The following is a 24,850-nucleotide window of genomic DNA, read 5'->3' as shown; positions in this document are numbered from 1 at the left end:
CCGTCTGAAAAAAAATAAGTTTCTGTATCTTAGACGGCATTATTTTCTCTGTATGTATATAATGGTAAATATACTTATCCTTACCGGAACCTTTATCACCATGGAGGCGTGGGCATGGTTTTCTCATAAATATCTTTTGCACGGGCCGTTATGGTTTCTCCACCGCTCGCACCATCGCGCCCGTAAAAGCTGGTTTGAGTGGAACGATCTCGTTTCTCTTATCTACGCAGCAATCGCTGCCGGCCTGATTCTCAAAGGTGGCCCTACAGGCAGCTGGCATTTGTGGGTGGGCATCGGAATTGCCGGTTATGGAATATTCTATTTTCTTTTCCACGATATGATTATCCACCAGCGGATCAGATTCAAACGCAATTTCAGGAATGCGTATATCCGCCGGTTGATCCGTGCCCATAAACAACATCACAGGCACGGCGCTAAAAATCCCGGAGAAGCTTATGGCTTTCTCTACGCACATAAAAAATATTCAGTAAAATGAAGGTAAAAAAAGGCGTCATCACCGCCGCTGCGCGGGGAGCACGGTTGTACCCCGTCGCGGATACCGTGCAAAAAGCCATGCTCCCATTTGTTGACAAAGACGGCGTAACCAAACCCGTGATCCAGATCATTGCCGAAGAAGCGCTGGCAGCCGGAGTAGAAGAAATCTGCATTGTATGTGCACCCGGAGATGAAGACCGGTATTTACAGGCATTCCACTCTCTCAGGGAAAATCTGATCCGGGCATATGAGGGTATAGATTGGGCAGAAGCTGAAGTTGCGCATATTTCAGCCCTACTGGAGTGCCTGAGTTTTTCAGTCCAGGAAAAAGAAGGCGGATACGGGGATGCGGTATTATGTGCCGAAAAATTTGTCGGAGATGAGCCATTTTTACTGCTATTGGGCGATCATTTTTACCACTGTATGCATGGTACGAAGCGCTGTTCTCAACAATTGATCGCTGCTGCAGATTTTTCCAAAGGGATTTCCGTTTCTGCCGTAAATGCTACCTCCGGCCATCTGATCAATCACTACGGTACACTGGCAGGAAAGCCTACCGGCGAGGCGGGTTTGTTTCAGGTCGAGCGTATCGTCGAAAAACCCTCCCTCAGCTTCGCTGAGGTCGAACTCATGACCCCAGGCCTGCGGATGGGATATTTTCTCTGTGTCTTTGGCATGCATATCCTTCAGCCAGATATATTCAGCATCCTTCGAAACCAGGCACAGACACTAACCGCTGGCCAGGAACTTCAACTCACCCCTGCCCTACAGGTTCTGGCCGACAAAAAGCTCCTGCTCGCCAGCGAACTCAAAGGCACGCGTTTTGACCTGAGCGATTCCTATGGCTTGTTTCAGGCGCAACTTGCCTTCGGACTCGCCGGGCAAAATCGCGACGAAATCATTAATTATGTGGTTCAAATACTGGGAGAATCTTCACGCAGATCATGACAAATCCATTTCTGGAAACCATTGTCAGTAATGACAGGGAAAAGCAAAACCAGTCGTTTTTCAGTCTGGCCGCTCAAATGCCGCTCCCGCAATTGCTGCAATCCCTTGCCGAAGTCGATCAGTTTCGTATGCATTCGGAAAGCCTTTACCACCGGGTAAGGGCGTGTCTGTTTCTATATGCCGGATACCGGTTTTTTGTGCAGGAACACCCGGACTTGCCCCGGACAGGCAACCTGCCGTCTGAAGGTTTTGCGGATCTCCTGCAAAGAAGATTTGAATACGCAATTACTGCATTTCATCGCGATGCCGCAGATTCGGGGATGAATGGCAACCTAGCCAGTGGGCTGGCTGAAGCCTATCACCATCTCTCTTTCCAAATTCTGAGTGATCAGGTGCGCAAAAGTGTAAGGGCCAGCAAAGGCAACCAATGGCTGTTTCGCGGGGGCAATATCGCCGAACACCCGATACGCTTTCATTCGCTCTTATTGAAAAGGGAGGGAGACAGACATTTTTTCCCCATACTTACCGAACATACCCCGGTGCGCCTGGATCTGAGTCACAGTTGCTGGTCTGATATTTTTTTCCTGGGAATGGACTATCCCGAAGGTGCCCGGGTCATAAATATTTCGGTAGATCTGGGCGTGTTTGGCAGAGATCGCGAGGTAAAACCGCCAATCTCTACGCACATACGCGTGATTGCAGAACCCCTGATCCGGTTGACAAGCATTGACCTCAACACTACCAGGGATATCACCGACCTTAAGGACCTGTTCAACTTTGGCAACGACTACCTGTCCCTCCTGAAAGCCGGCATCATTGCTTCCGGACTGATCCCACCTTCCTTTGAAAGTACCGGGCAATGTTTGAAAGAAATTTTGTCAAAAATTGTGGGAACAGGGCTGGGAATAGAACTCGTCACCAGCGTCAACGATATTCCCAAAGGTTCGCGGTTTGCCGTTTCCACCAACCTGCTAGGTTCCATTATTTCAGTACTTATGCGTGCCACCGGTCAGACTCAGTCGCTCGAAGGCGGGCTCACCGAGGGAGAAAGAAGGATGATTGCCTCGCGGGCTATTTTGGGAGAATGGCTGGGAGGATCAGGTGGCGGATGGCAGGATTCGGGAGGGATATGGCCCGGAATCAAAATGATCAGTGGTACCCTCGCCAGCGAAGGAGATCCGGAGTTTGGCATAAGCAGAGGATGCCTGCTTCCCCGCCACAAGGTGATTACGTCCCCCGATCTTCACCCAGACATGGAAAAACTACTCACAGAAAACCTGCTGCTTATGCACGGCGGTATGGCACAAAATGTAGGACCTGTGCTGGAGATGGTAACCGAAAAATATTTACTGCGCGCCGAAAGAGAATGGAATGCAAGAAAATCCGCTGGCGGCATCTTTGATTCTATTCTCTCGTCATTAAAAACCGCTGACATTGGCGCATTGGCAGCAGCTACCACCCGCAACTTTGACGGACCGATCAAAGCCATCATCCCCGCCGCTACCAATGCCTTTACGGAAAGGGTTATTTCGAAAGCAAAAACAGAATTTGGCAATGACTATCTGGGTTTTTTAATGCTCGGAGGAATGTCTGGCGGGGGAATGGGCATGTTTGTGAAAACCAAAAATCAGCAGGCAGACAAAGTCAAATTGTTGGAAATCCTGCGGAAAACCAAACAGGAATTTGCGCCCGGATTGCCATTTGCCATGGAGCCGGTGGTGTACAATTTTTCGGTCAACAATCAGGGGTCTTTCGCTACTTTAAAGCATGGCAATTATGCCCTGATGCCTTCGATCTATTACAATATTCATGTTTCAGGACTGGTCAATGGAGAGCCTTCGGCAATTCCATTCAACCGAAAAGAGGAATTTGACTATTTCACTACCGTAGCCAATCCCGATACGGAAGTTTTGCCTTTATTGCGCACGATGGTTAGCAGCCTCTTTAAGGTCAATACCACTACGAATAGCAAAGGCTCTGCCGAGGATCACAAAGTTGCAGCAATCAAATCTAAAAATGGATTTGACGCCATTCAGCATGAAACGCTTCGGCGCGACATGATCCGTGGACGCATAGGTCTTGCCAGAAATCGTCTTCCGGCCGAAACGCTGATTGAAGATGTGGATAATTCATCGATAAGTGAATTGGAAAAATTGGACAGCCACTGCGCCGAAACAGGGGAAACGGCGATTCGGCAGCATTCAGTTGCGGTATTTTCGCTCGCAGGCGGTGCTGGTAGTCGCTGGACGCAGGGAGCGGGAGTCATCAAAGCGCTGAATCCATTTGTCGAAATTGCAGGAAAACACCGAAGCTTTCTGGAAGTTCATCTGACAAAAACTACCGTTACCGCAGAAAAACTGAATGCGCATATACCTCATATAATCGCGACCTCTTATCTTACACAGGAAGCTATCCGCGACGAATTGTTGCGTACCGGTAATTTTGGTTACAAAGGGCATACATACCTTTCGGCGGGAAGATCCATCGGGCAGCGGTTTATACCCATGGAACGCGATCTGAAATACCTGTGGGAAGAAACGCCTCAGGAAATGCTCGATGAAAACAAACAAAAAGTCAAGGATGCAGTCCGAAATACTTTGGTGCAATGGGCTACCGAAAAAGGAGAAGGAAACGACTATACGGAAAATCTGGCGGAGCAACGGCTCAGTCCGCTGGGACACTGGTATGAAGTATCCAATCTCCTCCGAAATGGTACGCTCAGCAGAATGCTGAAAGAGATACCTTCGATCAAAACGCTGATGCTCCACAATATCGATACGCTGGGTGCAGATCTTGATCCGCGTGCCCTGGGTTATCATCTACAATCGGGCAATATGCTTACGTTTGAAGTGGTCCCCAGAAGAATTGAAGACCGGGGAGGAGGGCTCGCCACCGTCAACGGGAAGGTTCGGCTTCTCGAAGGCCTCGCCCAGCCGGGTGAGGATGATGAACTGAAACTCAGCTATTACAATTCTATGACCACCTGGATTGACATAGACCAATTGATGGGGTGGTTTGGGCTGAACCGCGAGCAACTCCTTTCGGGAAAAATGGATATTGACACGATTGTCAGAGATCATGCCTGGAGGTTGCCTACGTACGTCACCATCAAAAATGTGAAATATCGCTGGGGACATGGGCAGGAAGACATATATCCCGTCGCTCAAATGGAAAAACTTTGGAGCGATATGAGTTCGTTGCCCGATGTTACCTGTGGATTTCTGGCAGTTCCGCGCAAACGCGGACAACAATTGAAAGATCCTGCGCAACTGGATGCATGGATTACCGATGGCAGCAAGGAGTATATTTCCCGTCTGTGTGGCTGGGAAAAAGAATAAACATCAATGAAGGAACTGGCCTTCCAGTCTTTCGTAGATGGATTTTCTGTCAACCAGGCGGGCAGATAGTGCGGCGATCTGGCCGGCAAGCAAAAAATAGAAAATCGCAGAATGACGGTCTGTCATTTCCAATACAAGGATAGATGCGGTAAAGGGTGATCGGGTAAGGCCTGTAAGAAAGCCAATCATAGATACCAGAATCAGTACTTTATTGTCTTTATCCAGATTCATCAATCCCGTAAGCAGCTCGCCTATGGCAGCGCCGGTAGAAAGCGAAGTAGCAAATACTCCACCGGCAATACCGGTACAGTAAGAGATTATCGCTCCAAAAAACCTGCTGAGGATCAGCCAGATAGAACCTTCATTTTGCCCTTCAAAGAGGATCCGGTTCATGACTTCTTTTCCAGGGCCATAAGCGACATCTTTACTGAAGTAAATGATTGCAGCGAGCGCAAATCCGGACAAAACGATAAAGATGATATGCGCACGCGGTGTTTGTAGCCGCCGTTTCCAATAGACAATTTTCAGAATGATTTTGGCTTTATAAGCGCCTGCGATTCCGGTAATGGCACTAAATAAAATCACATATCCAATCATACTAAACCCACCTACGGTTATTTTGGGATAACCGAGATAGAGGTACGGGCCCAGGAGCCATTGGGCGGTCATTCCTGAAAAAATGACGGCATAAAGCAACGACGATTTAAAAGAATTGAGATGTGACTTGGCCAGCTCTTCCACGGCAAATACAATTCCGCCGAGGGGAGTATTAAAGGCAGCCGCAAGTCCGGCAGAAGCTCCCGCTATCAGCATACGGGATCGGTCAACTTTGGGCCAGTCTTTTGGAAGAATCTGATGAATCATAAAAAAGATTGAACTGCTGACCTGAATAGTTGGCCCCTCCCTGCCGATTACTGCGCCGCCGAGCAGGGCGACAACGCTGCTGACAATCTTCGTTAAAAACGCTTTTCGCCCCAGAAGATATCCTGCCGGAATTTTTTTTGTATCGCGTTTGGAATTAAGGGCAGCCATAACCTGCGGAATACCACTACCGGCTGCGGCTTTCGAATATTTCTGTACGATCCACCAGGCAGTCACTAATGCAATGGGCGTAATAATGAAAAACAGCCAAGGTACATTCGTCTTGATCGAATGTAACAAGACTTCTATTACATTAAAAATCTGAGCGTATAACACTGCGGCGGCGGCGGTTAGAATAGCGCCTGCCACGAAAGGCAGCGATCTGAGGCTTGCGTTGATAAAGGACTCGTCGTATTGTCGCTTGCTCAAAAAGCTACGAAGAAAATCCAATATCCACCTGGTTGTATTCGTCAGTTTAGTCCACATGTCGTGGCAAAGATGAAGATTTTTTAGGGGGAATTCATCTTTTAAGGCTAAAATATGATCATTTTCCTATGGAAGTTGAAATTTTCTCATCGGAATCGATCCAGCCATCAGAAAGCCGGATTATGCGGCTGCCGTACGTGGCATTTTTTTCAGAGTGCGTAACCTGAATGATGGTAATACCTTCCTGATTGAGTTGACGAAACAATTCCATAATTTCTTCTCCCTGACGGGTATGAAGATTGCCGGTAGGCTCATCGGCCAGCAACAAATCTGGTTTTCCAATTATCGCCCGGGCCACGCCTACCACCTGCTGTTGTCCGCCGGAAAGTTGATGCGGGAATAAATCTTTTTTTGCCACCATCTGAAACCTGTCCAGCATTTCGGCTACCATACTTTTCCGCTCTCCCGATTTGATCTTTTTGTACAAAAGAGGCGTTTCAATATTTTCATAGACCGTCAGTTCGTCAATCAGATGGTATGCCTGAAATACAAAACCAATATGATGTTTGTGAATTTCCGACTTTTGCCTTTCGCCCAGTTTGTGCGTAGCCATATCCCGGAAATAATACTCCCCTTCAGAAGGCTGTTCGAGCATACCCATGATATTGAGGAGCGTAGATTTTCCCGCCCCGCTGGGGCCCATGATGGTGACAAATTCTCCTTCTTTGATTTCCAGGTTGATATTGCGAAGGACATAGGTCTTTTGCATACCCGATTTGTAATACAGAGAAAGATTAGATAGCTGGATCATATCAGGATAGATAACAGATTATATATGCGGCGTAGAAACAAAAAATGCCGCAACAAATGTTCCACGAAAGTAATGATTTGTATATGAATGCATTACAAATTACAGCTTTAGGAATAGAATATAAAATGTTTCAGGTTGAAACAAAAAGGTGTTTCAGGATGGAACAGTAGGAGTCCGGTCGGAAGAGAGTTTTTTAAATTTACGTTGTAAATCTAAAGTTCAACTTTACTTTTACAACCAGGCACCTGAATCTGAGGTAAAGTCCCACGAAAAAATCCAATAAAAAAACTGCGCTTCCATAGGGTTTCTATGAAAGCGCAGCTAAGAAAAATTCAGCCCTGCTACAAATGAATCACTTCATCATAAGCTGCAGCTGCTGCTTCCATTACCGCTTCTGACATCGTCGGATGCGGGTGAACAGCTTTAATAATTTCGTGGCCGGTAGTTTCGAGTTTGCGTGCTACAACGACCTCTGCGATCATGTCGGTCACGCCTGCACCCACCATGTGTGCGCCGAGGAATTCGCCATATTTCGCGTCAAATATCACTTTCACAAAACCATCTTTTTTGCCTGAAGCAGAGGCTTTTCCGGAAGCGGAGAAAGGAAATTTACCAACTTTTATTTCGTAACCGGCATCTTTGGCGCCTTGCTCGGTATAACCTACAGAAGCAACTTCCGGCTGGCAATAGGTACAGTTGGGGATATTGTTGGGATCCATCGGTTCGACATGCATGCCGGCAATTTTTTCCACACAAATTATCCCCTCATGCGAAGCCACGTGAGCCAGTGCCGCTCCGGGGATCATATCTCCGATCGCGTAGATATTAGCTACATTGGTGCGGTAATACTCATCTACCACAACCAGCCCGCGATCGGTTTTAATACCGAGGTCTTCGAGGCCGAGTTTTTCGATATTCGCAGTGATACCCACAGCAGAAAGCAATACATCTGCCTCAATTTTTTCTTCGCCTTTTTTGGTTTTGACTGTAGCAACCACACCTTTTCCAGAGGTATCTACAGAAGTTACCTCCGCGCTGGTCATGATATTGTAACCGGCTTTTTTATAGATACGCTCCATCAGCACAGAAACTTCACTGTCTTCACGGGGAAGGATACGATCCATAAACTCGACGACCGTAACTTCGGTGCCCATGGAGTGATAAAAGAAAGCGAACTCCATACCGATAGCACCGGAGCCAACCACAATCATCTTCTTGGGTTGTTTGGGCAGGGTCATGGCTTCGCGGTAGCCAATGATTTTTTTGCCATCCAGCGGCATCGCCGGCAGGTTGCGAGAACGAGCACCTGTAGCAAGAATGATATGGGTTGCTGTGTAAGGAGTAGTTTTACCGGCCGCATCCGTTACTTCGACTTTTTTATCAACCGTCAGCCGGCCATTTCCGGTGAGGACATCCACTTTATTTTTGCGAAGGAGGAAATTCACCCCTTTACTCATGCCATCGGCAACCCCGCGACTTCTTTTTACCACTGCGTCAAAGTTGTGGCTGACTTTCTCTGCTTTCAGGCCATACTCTTCTGCATGGTGCAGATAATTCATCACTTCTGCACTTTTTAGCAGCGCTTTGGTGGGGATACAACCCCAATTCAGACAAATACCGCCGAGCGATTCACGCTCTACAACGGCGACTTTCATGCCCAACTGGGATGCCCGAATCGCAGCTACATAACCGCCGGGGCCACTCCCAATAACGATAAGATCATAACTATTTGCCATATTTCTAATTATCCTTTTGTTCCAGCGGGCAAAGTTAGGAAAAATGTTGGATTGACAAGCACGGGTTTACTACCTTTAGGCCATCAATTGCTTCTGTATGCTCAAACATTTGTATATCAGGAATTATGCATTGTTTACGGAAACCCATGTCGATTTTCCCGCAGGGTTGAATATTCTTACGGGGGAAACCGGTGCGGGTAAATCGCTTCTGATTGGAGCGCTGGGTTTGATTAATGGTAAACGCGCCGATAATTCTGTAGTCTTCCGCACAGACGACAAATGTATCGTGGAAGCCCGTTTTGTCCATCTCAGCCCTTTTATCTGCCAACAGCTGAGGGGAAATGATGAATTTGATCTCGAAGATGATGAAGTGCTCATCCGAAGGGAAATACGCCCAAACGGAAAATCCCGCGCTTTTATCAACGATACCCCGGTTTCGCTTCAGACGCTTCGCGATGTAAGCGCTGTGCTTATTGACCTCCACAGCCAAAATGAAAGCTATTCTCTCCTTTCTCCTGACAGACAAATGGAACTGGTAGATGCCTATGCAGGCTGTGAGCCTTTGACGGTAGATTTTGCCGCCAAACTACGGGAAAGTCAGTCTTTGCAACGCGAAATCAGAGAACTGGAAGCGAAAGAACAACTGGCCAAACAACAACTTGACTATTACCAGTTTCAGGCCAAAGAGCTCGAATCAGCCGGTATTCAGGAAGACGAAGAAGAAAAACTCGAACAAGAACTCAACCTCCTTCAGCACGCCGAAGAAGTGCGCGACGCATTGGGCGGAGCCATCGAGCTCCTCTACAACCAGGAGCTTTCGCTTTACAACCAATTGAGCGAAGGAATGGAACCGCTGCGCAAAATTCGCTCTGTGAGTACCGCCATCGGAGAAGAAGTCGAACGCCTGCTCGACGTCCTTAATACGCTCAAAGAATCTTCTTTCACGTTTCAGGATTTACTCGAGACCACAGAGTCAGATCCCGAAAGACTCGCATTCATTGAAGAGCGACTGGCAATCTATCACAAATTCAAACTCCGTTACAACGCCCGCAACGGCGCTGAACTTGTACAAAAATACCGCGAATTTGAAGCGAAAATCGAAGAATTTGGCTCGCTCGAATCGACCATTTCCCAGAAAAAACTGACACTAAAAAAAATCCATGCCAGCCTGATAGAAACCGGATTGAAAATCGAAAGTGCAAGAATGGCAGCGAAAGCTCCGTTGGAAACACAGATTTTCAGTTTACTCAAAGAAGTTGGGTTCGAAAAGTCCCGCTTTGAAATTGTCATCGAGCGCAATCGCTCCGCAGATGGCGAGTTGGTCGTGGAAGGAGAAACCCTGAAAGCAAGTCCGGGAGGCATCAATAAAGTATGGTTTATGCTTCAAACCAACCCCGGCATGCCGGCGGGACCACTCGCCCAGATTGCGTCCGGTGGGGAAGTTTCCCGGGTTATGCTGGCATTAAAAGCCGCATTAGCAGACAAATCCGAATCTCCGGTATTGATTTTTGATGAAATCGACGCAGGGATCAGCGGAGAAATCGCCCATAAAGTGGGAGAAGTCATGCACAGGCTGTCGAAACGTTTTCAGATATTATCCATTACTCACCTGCCCCAGATCGCAGGCAAAGGCGACCAGCATTTCCAGATTTCCAAAGAAATCAAAGGCGATACCACCACCTCCACCGTTACCCGCCTCAACCATGAGGAGCGTATCAACGAACTGGCAAAAATGATTAGTGGAGATAAGGTGTCAGAAACCGCCTTGCAAAACGCCCGGGAACTTATCCGTACCCAAGATTAGGTGCTATTCCGGATATTCGTACCCGTAGATTTTCGCAATTTTCTTTTTAGACATTTTTTCTGCTGAAACTGTCATATATACAGCCTCCAGCGGCATATCACCTCTGCGATTGACAGGCACTTCGGCGATTTTATCCACCACATCCAGTCCCTGAATTACCTGTCCAAATACTGTATATTGCCCATCGAGGTGTTTACAGCGGCTGGGATCGTGAACGATATAAAACTGACTGCCGCTGGACTCGCGTTTGGGATTAACCTGGTCAGGCTGACGGGCGGCTGCCAGCGCACCTTTTACATGTTTATATTTACTTACAAACTCAGCCGGAACCGTATATGATGTACCGCCCATCCCCACTTTGGAATTATCGCCCCCGGGTTTGGAGTTGGGGTCCCCACCCTGGATCATAAAATTTTTAATCACTCTGTGAAAAGCCGTGCTATCAAAAAACTTTTCTTCCGTGAGTTTCAGAAAATTAGCCTTATGCGCCGGGGTTTCGTCGTAAAGCACAAGAAACATATCCCCCAGTCGGGTAGAAATCTGGAAGACATAGTCTTTCTTCGAAGGTTTTTGTTTTTTTTCCTGAGCAAAAATTAAGATCGGCATCGCCAGGAGACAAAAAAAGATAAATTTCCAGGAGTTTTGCATGGGTTTTGGGTTTCAATTACTAATTCAGGCGTGAAAATATCAAAAACCCATGGTTAAGAAAACATACAATCGTATATTTCCCTACGTAAAAAAGAAAAAGGAGTATGCGGAGAATTACGTTTGGGCTAACCATAATCTTTTTGGCTGGAGTCTGGAGTTGTGGCAATCCCGGAAAGGGTGCCAATAGCCCGGAAGCCCGTACAGAGTTGGACCTGCTTTCATCCAGTGATATTTATGTAGGAAATAAATACCTGCGAATGGCAGAAAAGATTGCCCTGCTGCTGGAGGAATGTGCAGCAATAGATACCGATCAGGACGCGATGACCCATTTCCGGGATTTCGCTGCCGACAATGAATTTGCCCTGGATGCCCTCACCGACGAGTTTGACAAATGGCAGAAAAATATAGATGACGAAGAAAAAATGATTTTTGTCATGAAACTCCGCACTCAACCCTTCGCCGCAAAGCTGCGGCGGCTGGAACCTGCCTTCCGAAGCAGGATCGCTTACGACAAAACCTTTGTTGCTGAGTACGATGCGCTCATGGACCGGCTGGAAATCAGACGGTGAAAGAGCCATTTTCAGACTAAATGGGTGGAAGATCTTCACCCGCTGATCCACTCTGTTTCGCCCTGCAAATAGCTTATATGAAAAAACTATCCTTACTCGCACTTTTTGTTTCTCTCCTCGCCTGTCAGGCTGTAAAAGAAGAACAAACCACAGACGTTCAGGAACCTGAATCCAAACCCGCCTTCCGCTTCGCGGAGGATATCGCTGCGTTTGAAACCGAAGACCAGGCGCATCCTGTACCAGCTGATGTGATTGTCTTTACCGGGAGTTCGAGCATCCGAAAATGGACGACCCTGTCCGAAGACCTCGCACCTGCCCAGGTGATCAACAGAGGGTTTGGAGGTTCGACTATGCCCGAACTGATCCACTATGCCGACCGCATCGTATGGCCCTATAAGCCGAAGGCGGTATTTATTTATGAAGGCGACAACGATATTACTTCTGAGGCTGTTACGCCTGATTCCATGTTCCGCACATTTCAGGAGTTTCACCACCTGGCAAAAGAGCATATTCCGGGTACAAATCTTTACTTTATTTCTATCAAACCTTCTGTCGCCAGAAAAAATCTATTTGAAAAAGCCAGCCAAACCAATGCGCTTGTCAAAGCTTACTGCGAAGCCAATGACGACCTGACCTACGTAGATGTCGTGTCGCCGATGCTCAAAGCTGATGGGGTAGTCCGAAGTGATATTTTTGTCCAGGACAGTCTCCATATGAATGCCACTGGTTATGAACTCTGGACTGAAGTAATCCGTCCGCTGGTGGCAGTGGAGAAATGAGCATTTCTGTGTCATAGGTGTTTTCAACATAGGGAAGCAAGAAAAAAGTCACCCAGACCGCAGGATTTATCTGCAAAAGGCATCTGAAAAAAAATCCAGATAATTCGCCCTTATGAGAATGAATCAATTATTTGTCCTGCTATTTGTTTCTTCTGCATTTTTTTTCTCCTGCAAACCTGCTCAGGAAGAAATTTTAGAAGAAATCCCGGTTGAAATCCCCCCTACTGACGCCGAAATTTTGAGTCGCTACCTGAACCTACCGGCTACGTCTTACAACTATGCACAGGTCACTCTTCCCCAGCATTTTAATGCTCCCCCGGTGCGAAATGCAGATAATACTCCTGCCAACAACCGCATCACCGACGCAGGAGCTACACTTGGAAGGGTGCTTTTTTATGACAAAAAGCTCTCTTTCAACCAGACCAAATCCTGTGCTTCATGCCATGCGCAGGAACATGCATTTGCCGATCCTGTCGCATTAAGCGAAGGATTTGCGGGTGGGCTTACGGGCAGAAACTCCATGGGGCTTTCCAATGCCCGCTTTTACCTCAACGGCCATTTTTTCTGGGACGAACGCGCCAATACCCTCGAAGATCAGACCCTTATGCCCATTCAGGATCATGTGGAAATGGGCATGACGCTCGATAGCCTTACTGCGAGATTACAGCAACAACCCTATTACAAAATTCTTTTCAAAGAAGCCTTTGGCGATACCCTCGTTACCAGCGACCGCATCTCGCTTTCACTTTCGCAGTTTGTCCGCGCCATGGTATCCTACCAATCCAAATACGACAATGGGCTTAACCAAATCACTGGTCCCCCGGCACCCGGCCAGGCTATTCCCGGCCTGACAGCGCAGGAAAATCTGGGGCTGAATATTTTCAGAGACCCCGCACGGGGTGGATGTGCAGGATGCCACGCAACCGACCTGTTTTTTGGCGCAGCACCTTTCAACAATGGCCTTGACGCAGTCATCACAGACCTGGGGTTGGGAGCTGTCACCGGCAATCCGGCAGATAATGGAAAATTTAAAGTTCCCTCCCTTCGCAATATTGCACTTACCGGCCCCTATATGCACGACGGGCGATTTGAAACACTGGAGGAAGTAGTTGAACATTACAACAGCGGCGTACAACTGAGCGAGACGCTCGACCCCCGCCTCACGGCTCCCGGAGGAGGCCCCAACCAACAACGCCGGGCCCGGAGGCTGAATCTCACCCAGACAGAAAAAGATGCACTGGTAGCGTTTATGCATACACTGACAGACACCGTTTTTGTCGCTGACGAAAAATTTGGAAATCCATTCCGATAAAATCATATTCTTTGTGTTTTCGCTGATTTGCACCTAAATCCATCAGGAAAACCAGAGAAATTTTCCGAACTTCACACCATGAAAGAATTCTGGAATAGCCGGTTTGGTGCTGAAGAATATGCCTATGGCGAAGCACCGAATGTGTTTTTCAAACAACAACTCGATGCTTTGCCTCCGGGCAAACTCCTGATGCCAGCCGAAGGCGAAGGCCGCAACGCTGTTTATGCCGCAACCCGTGGCTGGCAGGTGACGGCTTTTGACATCAGCGAAGAAGGCCGAAAAAAAGCCCTGCGACTTGCAGCAAAAAGAGGCACTTCCCTCGAATACCTGATCCACAGCTTTGGAGAGGCAGATTTCCCAGAAATGTTTGACTGCATCGGCCTGATTTATGCCCATGCGCCGGCAAACCTGCGACCTGTCCACCACCTAAAGGCAGTCTCCTTTCTACGACCAGGCGGAACCATTATCCTCGAAGGCTTTTCCAAAGCACAACTGGGCAAACCCTCCGGAGGGCCACAGGATATTTCCATGCTTTTTTCGGAGGAGGAATTGAGAAAAGATTTCTCAGGGCTGGCGAACCTTGAGATCTGGTACGAAGAGACCTCCCTCGACGAAGGCGCATATCATAAAGGAGAAGCTTCCCTCATTCGGCTGGTGGGGAAAAAACCTCTTTAGGCGCGTAATCTATCGAATACAACCTGTAGCGGTCATTTCTGAATATCAGGGTGAGATGGCAGCCATTTTCCTCAAAAAAATCACGCTCAGCCTGCGTTTCCATCCAGTCATTGATCAGGAAATGTGACATGTTTTTCTGCATAAAAAAGTCCCACATGATCTCCGGAGGCATGTAGCCGGGAAACATGGAGGTTTTACCGGCATAAAGCGCAAGGGCGCGGGGTTTGTGAAATAATATCCGGACATCTCCCGGCAGTTCTTTCCCGATAAAGGAAAAAACCTCTGTGGCAACTTCCTGTTGTGGGCCTGATATGATGGGGCGAAATGTTTTTTGGTAAACGGATACGACATCAGGAATATCAAACAGTAGCAAAACTGTAAAAACCACTGGCCCCATATATTTTTTTATACCTGTTTTGCCGGCGAACCATTCTATACCCGCCAGTATATAAAAAAGGAACATTGGTAAAACCGGAAATAAAAACCTTGCTCCTTGAAAATAGGGGTAAATGCCCAGCATGGCGATATGAACGAGCACTATCAGAAATGGAAGGGGAAAAGTTCTCAGTTTCAATATCAATCCTCCCAAAAACAATAAACCAGCCATTGAGGCCAGAACAATGGAAAAAACATTTTTCCCTGCCGGAAAGACAAATTCACCCAAAGAAATGCCGTATTGTTTCAGGTTTGTCATACAATAGTCCACGGGAGAATGCGCCAGGATCAAATCCACATAGGATCCTTCTGAAGGTGAGGGGAAAATCATTTTCTCTACAATAAAATATAAGCATAAAGCGATAACAGTCGTGATTCCTGCGTTTGAAAAGGTTGTTTCCCAAAGATTTTTACCCGGTTTTTGCAAAAGCACTCTTGTTCCAATTATCGCAGTTTCCAGCATAACCGCTCCCACCAACACTATGCCCATGGGTCTGATTAGAATGGCAAAACCTGCCAGCAATCCAGTTCCCACGGTTTTATATTGACCTTTCCCATACATCCAAAACGCTGTTGCTACAACCAGAAACCAGGTATAGGGAATCTCGGAAAGCACTTCTGCCTTAAAATGCAACACCCACGGATGATAAATAAGCCATAGGACACCTGCCAAAGTAAAGAATACAGAAAACGATCGGCTCAAAAAGTAATAAACACCTAACCCCAGTAAACACAACAAAAAAGTCATATAGTATTGAAACGCCAGCATATTATTCCCAAAAAGCGCATATAACGGGGCTAGCAGCAGAGGGAAACCCATCGGGTAAGCCGCCGGCCCGATGATTCCTTCTTCATTGAGAATATGACCTGTTTCAGAAGGTGAAATACCGACAGTAACATTTTTGGCCTGATGAATATACTGCGCAAAGTCATCACCCCAACCGTGATAACCGGTAAGGTTGATGAAAAAAAGCGGTAAAAACGCAATAAGTAGCAGCAGCCAGATAACCGTCCGATTCCAGGAAAATGTTATCGGTTTCATGGCATTGGGTTAAGTGGTCTATATTTATACAAGCGCAGACCAAAATACCCTCATTTGACAAAAAAAAAACACTTTATAACAAATCCGGTCTCCTTTACAATGCCTCCACCGACACAAACTCCCAATCCAGGTTTTTCTGTACCGGATCAAACGTAAGTAACATCGCCTGATCCTCCGGGTCAATATCATTACTCAACCCTTTATTCAGCCCGCAGCCCAGATACCAGATGCCCTCCGCAGAGCGGTATTCAAACGATTTGACCCTTTGCCCAAAATCACCTGCCAGGCAGATCACCTGCACCCCACGGGCCTGAACTGCCTTTAGTCTGGGTAAAATATCGGGCATAAACTCACTCCCGTCCTGACAAAGACTTTTCCAGAAGGGTTTGTTTCCATTCGCAGTTGCCCACATATCCTGCCCGACGACGGCATCTCCCCAGATACAATGATGTGTCAGCAAAACCAGATGAGAAGATGCTTCGATCGTATCGAGTACCATAGTCATCAGGTCGTACTGCTCCTGAAGAAGTGCGCAGTCGGGTTGTTCAAAATTGGTATTCAGCACCAAAACCGTAAGTCCCTGATCGGTAGCGGTGTAAAAAAGATCGCGCCCGGTGTAGCCGGTAATCCATTCGGTATTTCCATTGCGCACGTCGTGATTGCCCACGGCCCAGTGGGTGCGGGGGTCGCCAAGGCGGAAGTGGCGGTTGAGATATTTGAGGGTCGAAAATTCCTCTGTTGTCTCCGAACACATATCGCCTCCCAGCCATATCTGGTCGTATTGTTTGTAATTGACTTTTTCCAGCCGACGATCCATACGGTCGCGTTTCTGGTAGGTGTGGCCGAGGAAAATGATGGTTTGGGTTTCACCGGGAATCGGAGCTTCGTAAGCGCAGCCGGAAAAGATAAGTATTAATAAACAATAGCCTAAAACGCTTTTAAATAAAAACCTTTGCGTATCTGCGCCTTTGCGAGATTCAGAAAAAAATCTTCCGATATTTTTTATGAAGTAATCCACATCAGTCATTTTTCATGGAAATTTAGGTAATACAACCCAAATATGACTTCCCCAAAAGTGCAAAAATAATTCCCCTTACAATTCACCCATTTTCTTTATATTTGTTATATAGTGTATTTAACCAGCACATTTAAACACAATCCTTATGAAACATTCTGTTTTCCCCTAATTCTCCTTTCGCTGATGGCCTGCACCGAAGACAGGTTCCTTCATCCCACCGGCCCGACAGATACTCACCGCAGGAGAAAATAACTTTTCCTGAGACGCACTCCCTTTAAATCAACCATATGTATAAAAAAATCCTAAAAAATATCGGATTTGCAGCTATCGTACTGCTGCTGCCAGCGACCTCTTCTCTATATGCCCAGGCCCCTCATCTGTTTTTTACCCAGACTGACCTATGGTTTGCCGGAGCCGCGGAGGAAAATATTTCCGTTTCGTTTCAATATGAACATAAGTTCAAAATATATCCTAAAGGATGGATTTCCTCCCTGGGGATAAGTTCGGGGTTAGCACTCACCAGTTCACCAGACTCCGATCGTTTTGTCCGAGACGGTTACCTTCTGGTACCCCTCTATTTTACTATGCAAACCGGACATCGGTCTCACCATGCACATCTGGCTGCAGGGGGGCGTTTTATTATGCCCTCGGAGGATGACTACCTACCGGCTTTTGTACCCATTCCCCTGCTGGAATTATCATACCGCTTTGAGCCGCCGCAGGGAGGCATTATGCTGCAAGGGGGAATGGGCATTTCCATCGTGGGAATCCTCGCAAGCGGGGGCGTAGGCTGGGCGTTTTGAGGAGAGGGGTGTTGAGGCGGAGTGATTTTTCGTCTGGATCTTTAATTCCAGTGTTATGTATAAACAATTATTACTACAGAGTGCACTCTTCACCTATCTGTGTTTGATGGGTGTTGAAATTCTTCATGCTCAGATGAAAGGAAAGAGCGCCATTGGCGTGGATATAGGATGGTATCCGGGGCTAAATCCCTTGACGGGCATTCTCTATGAGCGCCAATTAGGATATGCGGATCGGCAGGGGCTTTCCTTTCGCTTTCGCACGGGCATCTACCTCGGTCTGGAAGAATTAGGCTACGATAATGCGAAAATAGGGATACCCACAGTTGTTACTTTGCTTACCGGACGGAATTTCCACCACTTTGAGTCGAGTCTCGGTGTCATTTGGACACCGGGTAACCGAAATGAATATTTGCCCCCCCTCTTTCCGGTTGCCGAAATAGGTTATCGTTATATGCCGCCTAACGGAGGTTTTGTTCTCCGGACAAGGGTGGGAACAACTGGTTTGGGAGGCGGTATTGGCTGGGCTTTCTAAGGATATGCTTGGGAGTGGGATTTGTAGCGCTATACAGTGCGACACGGGTATTTCTTTAAAAAGAACTCTTTATGTATAAAAAAATCCTAAAAAATATCGGGTTTGTGGTTATCGCGCTTTGCGGTACCGCTTCCCTGTGTGCCCAAACCCCGAATCTGTTTTTTGCGCAGACCGACGCATGGATTGCTGGATCAATGGAGGATGGTACTATTTCCGTTTCGATTCAATATGAGCATAAGTTCAAAATATATCCTAAAGGATGGGTTTCTTCTTTGGGAGTAAGTTCAGGGTTGACACTCACCAGTTCTGAAGACATCGATCGTTTTATCCGAGGCGGATTCTTTCAAGTACCCCTCTATTTCACCCTACAAACCGGGCATCGGTCTCACCATGCACATCTGGCTGCAGGGGGGCGTATTATTTTGCCTTCGGAGAAGTTTGGAGGATATGTACCGCCCTTTTTACCCATTCCCATGCTGGAATTATCGTACCGCTTTGAGCCGCCGCAGGGAGGTATCATGCTGCAAGGGGGAATGGGCATTTCTATCGTGGGAATCCTCGCAAGTGGCGGTATTGGTTGGGCGTTTTGAGGGTAGACAGGAGGGGGGGATTGGTTGCTTTGCGTGGTAAAGAGACGTTATCATAAATCATTAATAGTAATCTCCCATACAGGTTATCGTAATAATCGTATTTTTGCAGGGAAAAGTAATGTTTTATGATCGTAAGGCAGCCCTCCGGTGATCCTTTACAAATAAAAAAACAATCACAACTGACTACCGGACTGGTAGCGGGTGGTTTGTTGGCGGTATTTGTTTTGCTGCTGGCTTTCGGCTCGGGCAATCGCGCTGCCGGAAAAAAATCTATTCAGGTTTTGCCGAATGTCCCGGATACTATGGTTTCACCTGCCATATCCTCCCCCGATCCCGCTGCTTTTCAGACGCTGGCCATACAGGTGGACTATAAGGGTATGCAGAAACTTCGTCAAAAAAAGCAGGAAGCCATCGAAAAGGGTGTGCTGATGAGCAATGATGAGGACTGGGTGGACGGCGTATTCAGCGAAGGAGAAAGCCTCGTACCAATCAAAATGCGGCTCAAAGGCGACTGGCTGGATCATGTCCGTGGCAAAAAACAATCCTTCCGCATTCAGGTGAAACAGGCCCACTCGTGGAACCGGATGCATACATTTTCGGTACAGACGCCGCTCTCCCGCGATTTCCTCAGCGAATGGGTATATCACCAGTGGCTGCAAAGCGAAGGACTGCTCAGCACGCGGTACGATTTCATCCGGTTTACCCTCAACGGCGAGCCGCTGGGCGTATATGCCTACGAAGAACATTTTGAAAAACACCTGCCCGAGTACAACCACAGGCGCGAAGGGCCGATTGTGCGTTTCGACGAAACCGCCGTATGGCAGCACCGCCAGCAGGATTTGGAAAACGGCCGCCCGGTAGGTACGACCGAGGGTGGCTTTCACGCCTTTGAAGCTGCGGATATTACCCCGTTTCAGGAAGGGAGAACAGCCAAAGATACAGTCCTGAAAAAACAGTTTGAAGTAGCGCAAAAACTACTGTTTTCATTTAAATACGGACTAAAACCTGCAACAGAAGTCTTCGATATTCCCAAAACTGCCCGCTATTTTGCCCTGTTGGATGTGGCGCATGCCTGGCACAGCCTGATCTGGCACAACCAGCGATTTTATTTTAATCCCCTGCTGGAAAGACTGGAGCCGATCGGGTTTGACGGCTATACCATGGACGGAGAAATGCGCTGGATGATGCGCCCTTTTCTGGGTTATCAGGCCAACCATAAAGAAGGCTATTTTCTTGGCGACCTGCTGCTCAATTTATTTGATGATAGCACATTTACCCGCACCTATATTCACGAACTGGAAAGACTCAGCGACACCACACGCCTGAAAACATTTCTCACCAGACTCGAACCAGAAATAGCCCGAAGGGAAGAGTTTTTGCGGCAAGATTTTCCCGACTATACCTACAACCGCAGATTTTTGAAAGACAATGCAAAAAACCTGCGGATGTTGCTCTACCCTTTTGACGAAACTGCAGTAAGTATTCGCACGCAAAACAAAACCCAAGACCGGCAAATGCTCATGGCCGCAAATAAACACGGGCTGCCCTTGCAATTGGTGGGGACAGGAGAAAAATCAGAGCGGATGACTGATACCTTTGCCCGGCCTACCATGCTGCCGGCCTTTATCTATGAGTCAGCCCCGGACTACCATGCATTTGAAGCGAACATCAAAGCCAAATATGTATTTTTTGCCCTTCCGGGTATTGATTCTCTATTTTCTGCGGCCATTTCTCCGTGGGAAACCCCGGGAACTTTTATTCAGCCCAACAGACTTTCACAGGATTTAATACTGGACACCACCCGCTTTTATCAGGTCAAAGGGAGGGATATCATTTTTCCGCCGGGCGACTTTACCGTCAACAAACATATATTGATTCCTCAGGGGTATAGAGTATATTTTTCGCCCGGGCTCAACATGAATATGATCAAAGGCTCTGCCTTTATTTCCCGGTCACCGGTATTTGCCTACGGAAACGAAACACAACCTATACAGATCAAATCTTCAGATGGTTTGGGCCAGGGTATTACCATATTGCAGGCCGGAGAGCAATCCGAACTCAATTTTGTAGCTTTTGAAGGACTCAACACGTTGAATCACGACGGCTGGCAACTGACAGGAGCCGTGACATTTTATGAATCACCTGTGCGGATCAACCGATGCAGTTTTGTCAACAACCATTGTGAAGATGCGTTGAATATAGTCCGCACGGAGTTTGAAATCAGCAACAGCTATATCAATCGCACCGCATTTGACGGGTTGGATGTAGATTTCTCTAAAGGGAAAATTGTAAGCTGTGAGTTTACCAATATCTCCAATGACGGCATGGACTTCTCAGGAAGTATCATCGATGTAGTTGACTGCCAGGTGATCGGCGCCGGGGACAAAGGGATCAGCATAGGCGAAGAGTCTCAGGTATTGGTTCAGTCAGCGAAAGTGGCAAATGCAACCACCGGAATTGCCGCCAAGGACTTGTCCAAGGCAGAGGTACGGCTATTGATACTGGAAAACTGCCAGACAGGAATTGCCGCCTACCGCAAAAAACCCGAATACGGCCCGGCAGAAATTGAGGTAAAAAAATACGAGGCGAAGGCAGTAAACCACCTTCACCTCATCGAAAAAGGTTCCCGTCTGATACTGGAAGGAAAAGAAACGGGCGGACTGTAAATCAGTCAGCGACCTCGACAATCATTTCCACTTCCACGGCGATATTGGAAGGCAGGGCACCCATACCAACGGCAGCCCGGGCGTGTTTGCCTCTTTCTCCAAATACCTCCACCATAAGATCGGAGTATCCGTTTACCACTTTGGGCTGATCGGTAAAATCGGGGGTAGAATTGACCATGCCGAGCACTTTGACGACCCGTACCACTTTGTTGAGGTTGCCGAGTTCGGCTTTCAGCACAGCGAGCTGATTGATACCAGTAATGCGGGCAGCTTCATAGCCTTGCTCAATGGTCAGGTCAGCGCCGAGTTTTCCGGTGATATTGGTGCCATCTGCTTTGAGCGGGCCTTTGCCGGCGAGGAAGATCAGGTTACCCGTGCGCACCGCATTTACGTAGTTGGCGACGGGTGCGGAGGGAGTAGGAAGCTCAATTCCCAATGCAGCCACTTTGGCTTCGGGATCATATCCAGGTTCGACCTGCGCTTTTTCCGCAGTTTGAGGTTGGCTTGGCTGCGGATTACAGGCAAAAAGGATAAGTATGGGGAGTGTAAAGAGTAGTTTTTTCATATACCAAAGATGAAAAAAATTTGCAGTTAATAGAACATATTTACAACTTTTGATAACTTGGTCTGAATAGACAATGAAAAACATCAAAACGATACTCATCTGGACTGTTTTACTATTTGCTACGCAGACATATTTTGCACAGCAGGATAGTGTTAAGACTACAAGCGACTCGACAAAAAACGACTCACTGAATGCGTTAATTCTCAACGACTACATTAAAAAAATTGCAGAAATTGAGCAACAGCGGATAGCAGATTCGATCCAAAAAGCTGACCTGGAGCAAAAAATCAATTCTCTTACCACCACCGACAATCTAAAAAAAGAAGAACTTCAACAAAAACTTCAGGCACTCAATGAAAAGGAGGCGCGAAGAATTGCGCAAAAAAAGGCCCAAATTGATTCCTTGCGGCATACAGCGAAGGGGTTCCCTGTAATCGGATTTTTCGATGATACACTGTTTATGGTGTATAGCAAACTGGCGAGCCTTTCTGCAAAAGACCGGGCAGAAATCATTACCCGGCGAATTAGTGATTTACCCGATAATTTTTTATTCAAGCCGGATTCTCTATTTATCGAAGAGTCAGAAACCACATTTGATATCTTATCCTCCAATGGCCCTGTCATGAGCATTTGTGAAAATGATGCCATTTGGGAAGATACCACTATGCGCGCACTGGCTCATACTCGCAGGCAAATCATTGCAGATGCCGTGATGAAGTATAAGCAGGAGACAAAACTCACCACCATTTTGAAAGAAGTGGCGTTGGCACTGCTTGTAATACTCATTACAGGGGTAATTATCTATTATATCGGAAAATTTTCACAATGGATATCGAGGCAGGTAATCGGCCAGAAAAACCGGCTGATCAAAGGAATAAAAATCAAAAACTATACACTTTTTGATGCAAAAAGGCAGGTGAGTGCAATTCTGACACTTATCACCATTGTAAAATGGCTGGTATATCTGTTGGTGATTTATGTGGCAGTGCCCACGCTGTTCGGCATTTTCCCCTGGACCAAAAATTTTGCAGAAACCCTGTTTGGTTATATCCTGAATCCTGTCAAAAAAATTGCAATGGATTTGTGGGGTTACCTGCCAAATCTCATCACGATTATCATCATCGTTGCGGTTTTCAGGTATGTGCTGATGTTTGTTAAGTTTCTGAAAACGGAGATTGAAAAAGAAAATCTGCAACTCACCGGGTTTTATCCCGATTGGGCAAACCCCACGTACCAGATTGTGAGAGTATTGATTTTTGCTTTTATGATTGTGGTCATTTTCCCCTATTTGCCGGGAAGTGATTCACCGGTTTTCCAGGGAGTTTCTGTATTCCTGGGCTTCCTGTTTACGTTTGGTTCGGCAGGCTCTCTTTCCAATATCGTCGCCGGGCTTGTGTTGACTTATATGCGACTGTTTGTCATCGGAGACAGAGTAAAAATAGGCGAAGTCGTGGGAGATGTCATCGAAAAATCGCTATTGGTAACGAGAGTAAAAACCATTAAGAATGAAATCATATCGATCCCCAATTCTACGGTGATGAACAGCCACACCATCAACTACAGCAGTGAGACGCATCAGGATGGATTGATTATTCATTCTACCGTAACGATCGGCTATGATGTACCGTGGAAAGACATGCACCAGATTCTGATTGACGCTGCCCTGAAAACTGAGCTCATCCTAAAAGATCCGCTGCCTTTTGTTCTCCAAACCAGTCTGGACGATTTCTATGTCTCATATCAGATCAATGCCTATGTCAGGGATGCAAATAAACAGGCGCAAATTTATTCTGACCTCCACCAGAATATTCAGGATGTATGCAACGAAAGGGGTGTTGAAATCCTCTCCCCCCACTACCGCGCAGCCCGCGACGGCAATATGATCACTATACCCGCCAGCTATTTACCCAAAGATTATAAGGCGCCAGGATTTCAGATTAAGATTGACAAAGAGAACGAAAAATAGGGAAAATCACGAAAGCATATATGAAGGAGTTTTTGAATTACACTTTACTGGAGATTGGGAATTACCATATCAGTGTTTTTTCCATCATTCAGATCATTATTTTTTTTCTGATTGTATTTACATTTCTCCGAATTATCAAAAAAGCGGTCTACCGGGTAAAGAAGTTTGACCTGGCCAAAAAGTATGCGATCTACAATTTATTCAAATACTTCACACTGGTCTTTTCCAGTGTAGTTGCCATGCAGATTTTGGGGTTTAACCTCTCGGTTTTGGTCGCAAGTTCGGCGGCTTTACTGGTAGGCATTGGCTTAGGTCTTCAAAATCTTTTCAGCGATTTTGTTTCCGGCATTATTCTCCTGGCCGACAATTCTGTTAAGGTGAATGATGTAATACAAGTCAACGGGCTGGTGTGCAGGGTACAGGAAATCAACCTCCGCACCACAACTGTTCTTACCCGCGATGACAAGTTTATCATTCTGCCAAACACCCAGCTCACCGGCAACCAACTCATCAACTGGACACACAGCCATCTTGCATCGCGGTTTGAGGTAAAGGTTGGTGTGGATTACGGCTCGGACGTAAGCCTGGTGATGCGACTGCTGAAAGAAGCTGCTGAAGCACAGATGGGGGTACTGAGGGAGCCGGCTCCTTTTGTCAGGTTTGCAGATTTCGGGGAATCATCACTCAACTTCACTGTCCTTTTCTGGGTGGAAGAAGTGTTTCGGGTGGAAACAATTCAGAGCGGGGTAAGGGTAAAAATATTCGAATTGTTTAAGCAAAACGGTGTTCAAATACCATTCCCGCAGCGGGTCATTCATATGAGCAAATAAA

Annotated in this window: 21 protein-coding genes; 14 read left to right on the top strand and 7 right to left on the bottom strand. The window is 46.9% G+C overall.

The window, feature by feature from the left end; translation table 11 throughout:
- Positions 1-52 precede the first annotated feature (52 nt).
- Genes R3D00_12215 through R3D00_12205 form a run of 3 tightly spaced genes read left to right on the top strand, consistent with a single transcriptional unit; the run spans position 53 to position 4,781 of the window.
- Positions 53-496 carry a sterol desaturase family protein gene (locus R3D00_12215; protein ID MEZ4773940.1) on the top strand — a complete coding sequence of 148 codons (444 nt, stop codon included), beginning with the start codon at positions 53-55 and terminating at the stop codon, positions 494-496.
- Positions 493-1,443: a sugar phosphate nucleotidyltransferase gene (locus tag R3D00_12210; GenBank protein ID MEZ4773939.1), complete on the top strand. Its 951-nt coding sequence runs from the start codon at positions 493-495 to the stop codon at positions 1,441-1,443. Before R3D00_12215 ends, R3D00_12210 begins: the two co-directional genes overlap by 4 nt.
- Positions 1,440-4,781 (top strand): UTP--glucose-1-phosphate uridylyltransferase, encoded by a 3,342-nt coding sequence (locus R3D00_12205; GenBank protein ID MEZ4773938.1) that lies wholly within the window; start codon positions 1,440-1,442, stop codon positions 4,779-4,781. The genes R3D00_12210 and R3D00_12205 overlap by 4 nt, the downstream gene beginning before the upstream one ends.
- A 3-nt stretch (positions 4,782-4,784) precedes the next feature.
- Here R3D00_12205 and R3D00_12200 read toward each other — a convergent pair whose 3' ends face one another.
- From R3D00_12200 to lpdA, 3 genes are all read right to left on the bottom strand, one after another.
- Positions 4,785-6,128: a chloride channel protein gene (locus R3D00_12200; protein MEZ4773937.1), complete on the bottom strand. Its 1,344-nt coding sequence runs from the start codon at positions 6,126-6,128 to the stop codon at positions 4,785-4,787.
- Between the two features lie 58 nt (positions 6,129-6,186).
- Positions 6,187-6,879: an ABC transporter ATP-binding protein gene (locus R3D00_12195; GenBank protein ID MEZ4773936.1), complete on the bottom strand. Its 693-nt coding sequence runs from the start codon at positions 6,877-6,879 to the stop codon at positions 6,187-6,189.
- Positions 6,880-7,220: 341 nt separating this feature from the next.
- Positions 7,221-8,615, bottom strand: a complete 1,395-nt coding sequence (gene lpdA, locus R3D00_12190) for a dihydrolipoyl dehydrogenase (GenBank protein ID MEZ4773935.1) — start codon at positions 8,613-8,615, stop codon at positions 7,221-7,223.
- A 97-nt stretch (positions 8,616-8,712) separates the two neighbouring features.
- On the opposite strand from lpdA, the gene recN reads away from it, so the two are divergent.
- Entirely contained in the window at positions 8,713-10,419 is a 1,707-nt protein-coding gene (gene recN, locus R3D00_12185; GenBank protein ID MEZ4773934.1) for a DNA repair protein RecN, read from the top strand.
- 3 nt (positions 10,420-10,422) lie between these two features.
- Here the strand turns inward: recN and R3D00_12180 are convergent, their stop codons facing one another.
- Positions 10,423-11,067 (bottom strand): peptidylprolyl isomerase, encoded by a 645-nt coding sequence (locus R3D00_12180; protein ID MEZ4773933.1) that lies wholly within the window; start codon positions 11,065-11,067, stop codon positions 10,423-10,425.
- A gap of 104 nt (positions 11,068-11,171) precedes the next feature.
- On the opposite strand from R3D00_12180, the gene R3D00_12175 reads away from it, so the two are divergent.
- From R3D00_12175 to R3D00_12160, 4 genes are all read left to right on the top strand, one after another.
- Positions 11,172-11,636, top strand: coding sequence for a hypothetical protein (locus tag R3D00_12175; GenBank protein MEZ4773932.1), 465 nt, complete (start codon positions 11,172-11,174; stop codon positions 11,634-11,636).
- Positions 11,637-11,713: 77 nt separating this feature from the next.
- Complete coding sequence (locus tag R3D00_12170) at positions 11,714-12,415, top strand: SGNH/GDSL hydrolase family protein (protein ID MEZ4773931.1); 702 nt, start codon at positions 11,714-11,716, stop codon at positions 12,413-12,415.
- A 112-nt stretch (positions 12,416-12,527) separates the two neighbouring features.
- Positions 12,528-13,727 carry a cytochrome c peroxidase gene (locus tag R3D00_12165; GenBank protein ID MEZ4773930.1) on the top strand — a complete coding sequence of 400 codons (1,200 nt, stop codon included), beginning with the start codon at positions 12,528-12,530 and terminating at the stop codon, positions 13,725-13,727.
- Positions 13,728-13,805: 78 nt separating this feature from the next.
- Complete coding sequence (locus tag R3D00_12160; GenBank protein ID MEZ4773929.1) at positions 13,806-14,402, top strand: class I SAM-dependent methyltransferase; 597 nt, start codon at positions 13,806-13,808, stop codon at positions 14,400-14,402.
- Here R3D00_12160 and R3D00_12155 read toward each other — a convergent pair.
- Together R3D00_12155 and R3D00_12150 are read right to left on the bottom strand one after the other, a co-directional pair.
- A complete protein-coding gene (locus R3D00_12155) occupies positions 14,371-15,879 on the bottom strand; it encodes a hypothetical protein (GenBank protein ID MEZ4773928.1) in 1,509 nt (502 codons plus the stop codon). The two genes, R3D00_12160 and R3D00_12155, sit on opposite strands and share 32 nt — an antisense overlap.
- Before the next feature lie 94 nt (positions 15,880-15,973).
- Positions 15,974-16,897, bottom strand: coding sequence for a metallophosphoesterase (locus R3D00_12150; GenBank protein MEZ4773927.1), 924 nt, complete (start codon positions 16,895-16,897; stop codon positions 15,974-15,976).
- A gap of 287 nt (positions 16,898-17,184) precedes the next feature.
- On the opposite strand from R3D00_12150, the gene R3D00_12145 reads away from it, so the two are divergent.
- The 4 genes from R3D00_12145 (at position 17,185) to R3D00_12130 (ending at position 21,488) form a co-directional block, all read left to right on the top strand.
- Positions 17,185-17,700 (top strand): hypothetical protein, encoded by a 516-nt coding sequence (locus R3D00_12145; protein ID MEZ4773926.1) that lies wholly within the window; start codon positions 17,185-17,187, stop codon positions 17,698-17,700.
- Between the two features lie 55 nt (positions 17,701-17,755).
- Positions 17,756-18,232: a hypothetical protein gene (locus R3D00_12140; GenBank protein ID MEZ4773925.1), complete on the top strand. Its 477-nt coding sequence runs from the start codon at positions 17,756-17,758 to the stop codon at positions 18,230-18,232.
- A 71-nt stretch (positions 18,233-18,303) separates the two neighbouring features.
- Positions 18,304-18,822 (top strand): hypothetical protein, encoded by a 519-nt coding sequence (locus R3D00_12135; protein MEZ4773924.1) that lies wholly within the window; start codon positions 18,304-18,306, stop codon positions 18,820-18,822.
- A 125-nt stretch (positions 18,823-18,947) separates the two neighbouring features.
- Complete coding sequence (locus tag R3D00_12130; GenBank protein ID MEZ4773923.1) at positions 18,948-21,488, top strand: right-handed parallel beta-helix repeat-containing protein; 2,541 nt, start codon at positions 18,948-18,950, stop codon at positions 21,486-21,488.
- A 1-nt stretch (position 21,489) separates the two neighbouring features.
- Here R3D00_12130 and R3D00_12125 read toward each other — a convergent pair whose 3' ends face one another.
- Positions 21,490-22,053 carry a RidA family protein gene (locus R3D00_12125; protein ID MEZ4773922.1) on the bottom strand — a complete coding sequence of 188 codons (564 nt, stop codon included), beginning with the start codon at positions 22,051-22,053 and terminating at the stop codon, positions 21,490-21,492.
- 73 nt (positions 22,054-22,126) lie between these two features.
- On the opposite strand from R3D00_12125, the gene R3D00_12120 reads away from it, so the two are divergent.
- A complete protein-coding gene (locus R3D00_12120; protein ID MEZ4773921.1) occupies positions 22,127-24,019 on the top strand; it encodes a mechanosensitive ion channel in 1,893 nt (630 codons plus the stop codon).
- Between the two features lie 20 nt (positions 24,020-24,039).
- A complete protein-coding gene (locus R3D00_12115; GenBank protein MEZ4773920.1) occupies positions 24,040-24,849 on the top strand; it encodes a mechanosensitive ion channel in 810 nt (269 codons plus the stop codon).
- Position 24,850: the final 1 nt, after the last annotated feature.

The sequence above is a fragment of the Bacteroidia bacterium genome (assembly GCA_041391665.1).
Taxonomy (GTDB): domain Bacteria; phylum Bacteroidota; class Bacteroidia; order J057; family J057; genus JAGQVA01.
This window is presented reverse-complemented; position numbering and strand designations above follow the sequence as displayed.

Excerpts from the sequence above, each read along its gene's own strand:
- R3D00_12155 (MEZ4773928.1), bottom strand. The coding sequence starts at position 15,879 with ATGAAACCGATAACATTTTCCTGGAATCGGACGGTTATCTGGCTGCTG.
- R3D00_12170 (MEZ4773931.1), top strand. The coding sequence starts at position 11,714 with ATGAAAAAACTATCCTTACTCGCACTTTTTGTTTCTCTCCTCGCCTGT.
- R3D00_12145 (MEZ4773926.1), top strand. The coding sequence starts at position 17,185 with ATGTATAAAAAAATCCTAAAAAATATCGGATTTGCAGCTATCGTACTG.
- R3D00_12130 (MEZ4773923.1), top strand. The coding sequence starts at position 18,948 with ATGATCGTAAGGCAGCCCTCCGGTGATCCTTTACAAATAAAAAAACAA.
- R3D00_12125 (MEZ4773922.1), bottom strand. The coding sequence starts at position 22,053 with ATGAAAAAACTACTCTTTACACTCCCCATACTTATCCTTTTTGCCTGT.
- recN (MEZ4773934.1), top strand. The coding sequence starts at position 8,713 with ATGCTCAAACATTTGTATATCAGGAATTATGCATTGTTTACGGAAACC.
- R3D00_12210 (MEZ4773939.1), top strand. The coding sequence starts at position 493 with ATGAAGGTAAAAAAAGGCGTCATCACCGCCGCTGCGCGGGGAGCACGG.
- R3D00_12195 (MEZ4773936.1), bottom strand. The coding sequence starts at position 6,879 with ATGATCCAGCTATCTAATCTTTCTCTGTATTACAAATCGGGTATGCAA.
- R3D00_12200 (MEZ4773937.1), bottom strand. The coding sequence starts at position 6,128 with ATGTGGACTAAACTGACGAATACAACCAGGTGGATATTGGATTTTCTT.
- R3D00_12120 (MEZ4773921.1), top strand. The coding sequence starts at position 22,127 with ATGAAAAACATCAAAACGATACTCATCTGGACTGTTTTACTATTTGCT.
- R3D00_12175 (MEZ4773932.1), top strand. The coding sequence starts at position 11,172 with ATGCGGAGAATTACGTTTGGGCTAACCATAATCTTTTTGGCTGGAGTC.
- R3D00_12140 (MEZ4773925.1), top strand. The coding sequence starts at position 17,756 with ATGTATAAACAATTATTACTACAGAGTGCACTCTTCACCTATCTGTGT.
- R3D00_12160 (MEZ4773929.1), top strand. The coding sequence starts at position 13,806 with ATGAAAGAATTCTGGAATAGCCGGTTTGGTGCTGAAGAATATGCCTAT.
- R3D00_12115 (MEZ4773920.1), top strand. The coding sequence starts at position 24,040 with ATGAAGGAGTTTTTGAATTACACTTTACTGGAGATTGGGAATTACCAT.
- R3D00_12180 (MEZ4773933.1), bottom strand. The coding sequence starts at position 11,067 with ATGCAAAACTCCTGGAAATTTATCTTTTTTTGTCTCCTGGCGATGCCG.
- R3D00_12165 (MEZ4773930.1), top strand. The coding sequence starts at position 12,528 with ATGAGAATGAATCAATTATTTGTCCTGCTATTTGTTTCTTCTGCATTT.
- R3D00_12205 (MEZ4773938.1), top strand. The coding sequence starts at position 1,440 with ATGACAAATCCATTTCTGGAAACCATTGTCAGTAATGACAGGGAAAAG.
- R3D00_12135 (MEZ4773924.1), top strand. The coding sequence starts at position 18,304 with ATGTATAAAAAAATCCTAAAAAATATCGGGTTTGTGGTTATCGCGCTT.
- lpdA (MEZ4773935.1), bottom strand. The coding sequence starts at position 8,615 with ATGGCAAATAGTTATGATCTTATCGTTATTGGGAGTGGCCCCGGCGGT.
- R3D00_12215 (MEZ4773940.1), top strand. The coding sequence starts at position 53 with ATGTATATAATGGTAAATATACTTATCCTTACCGGAACCTTTATCACC.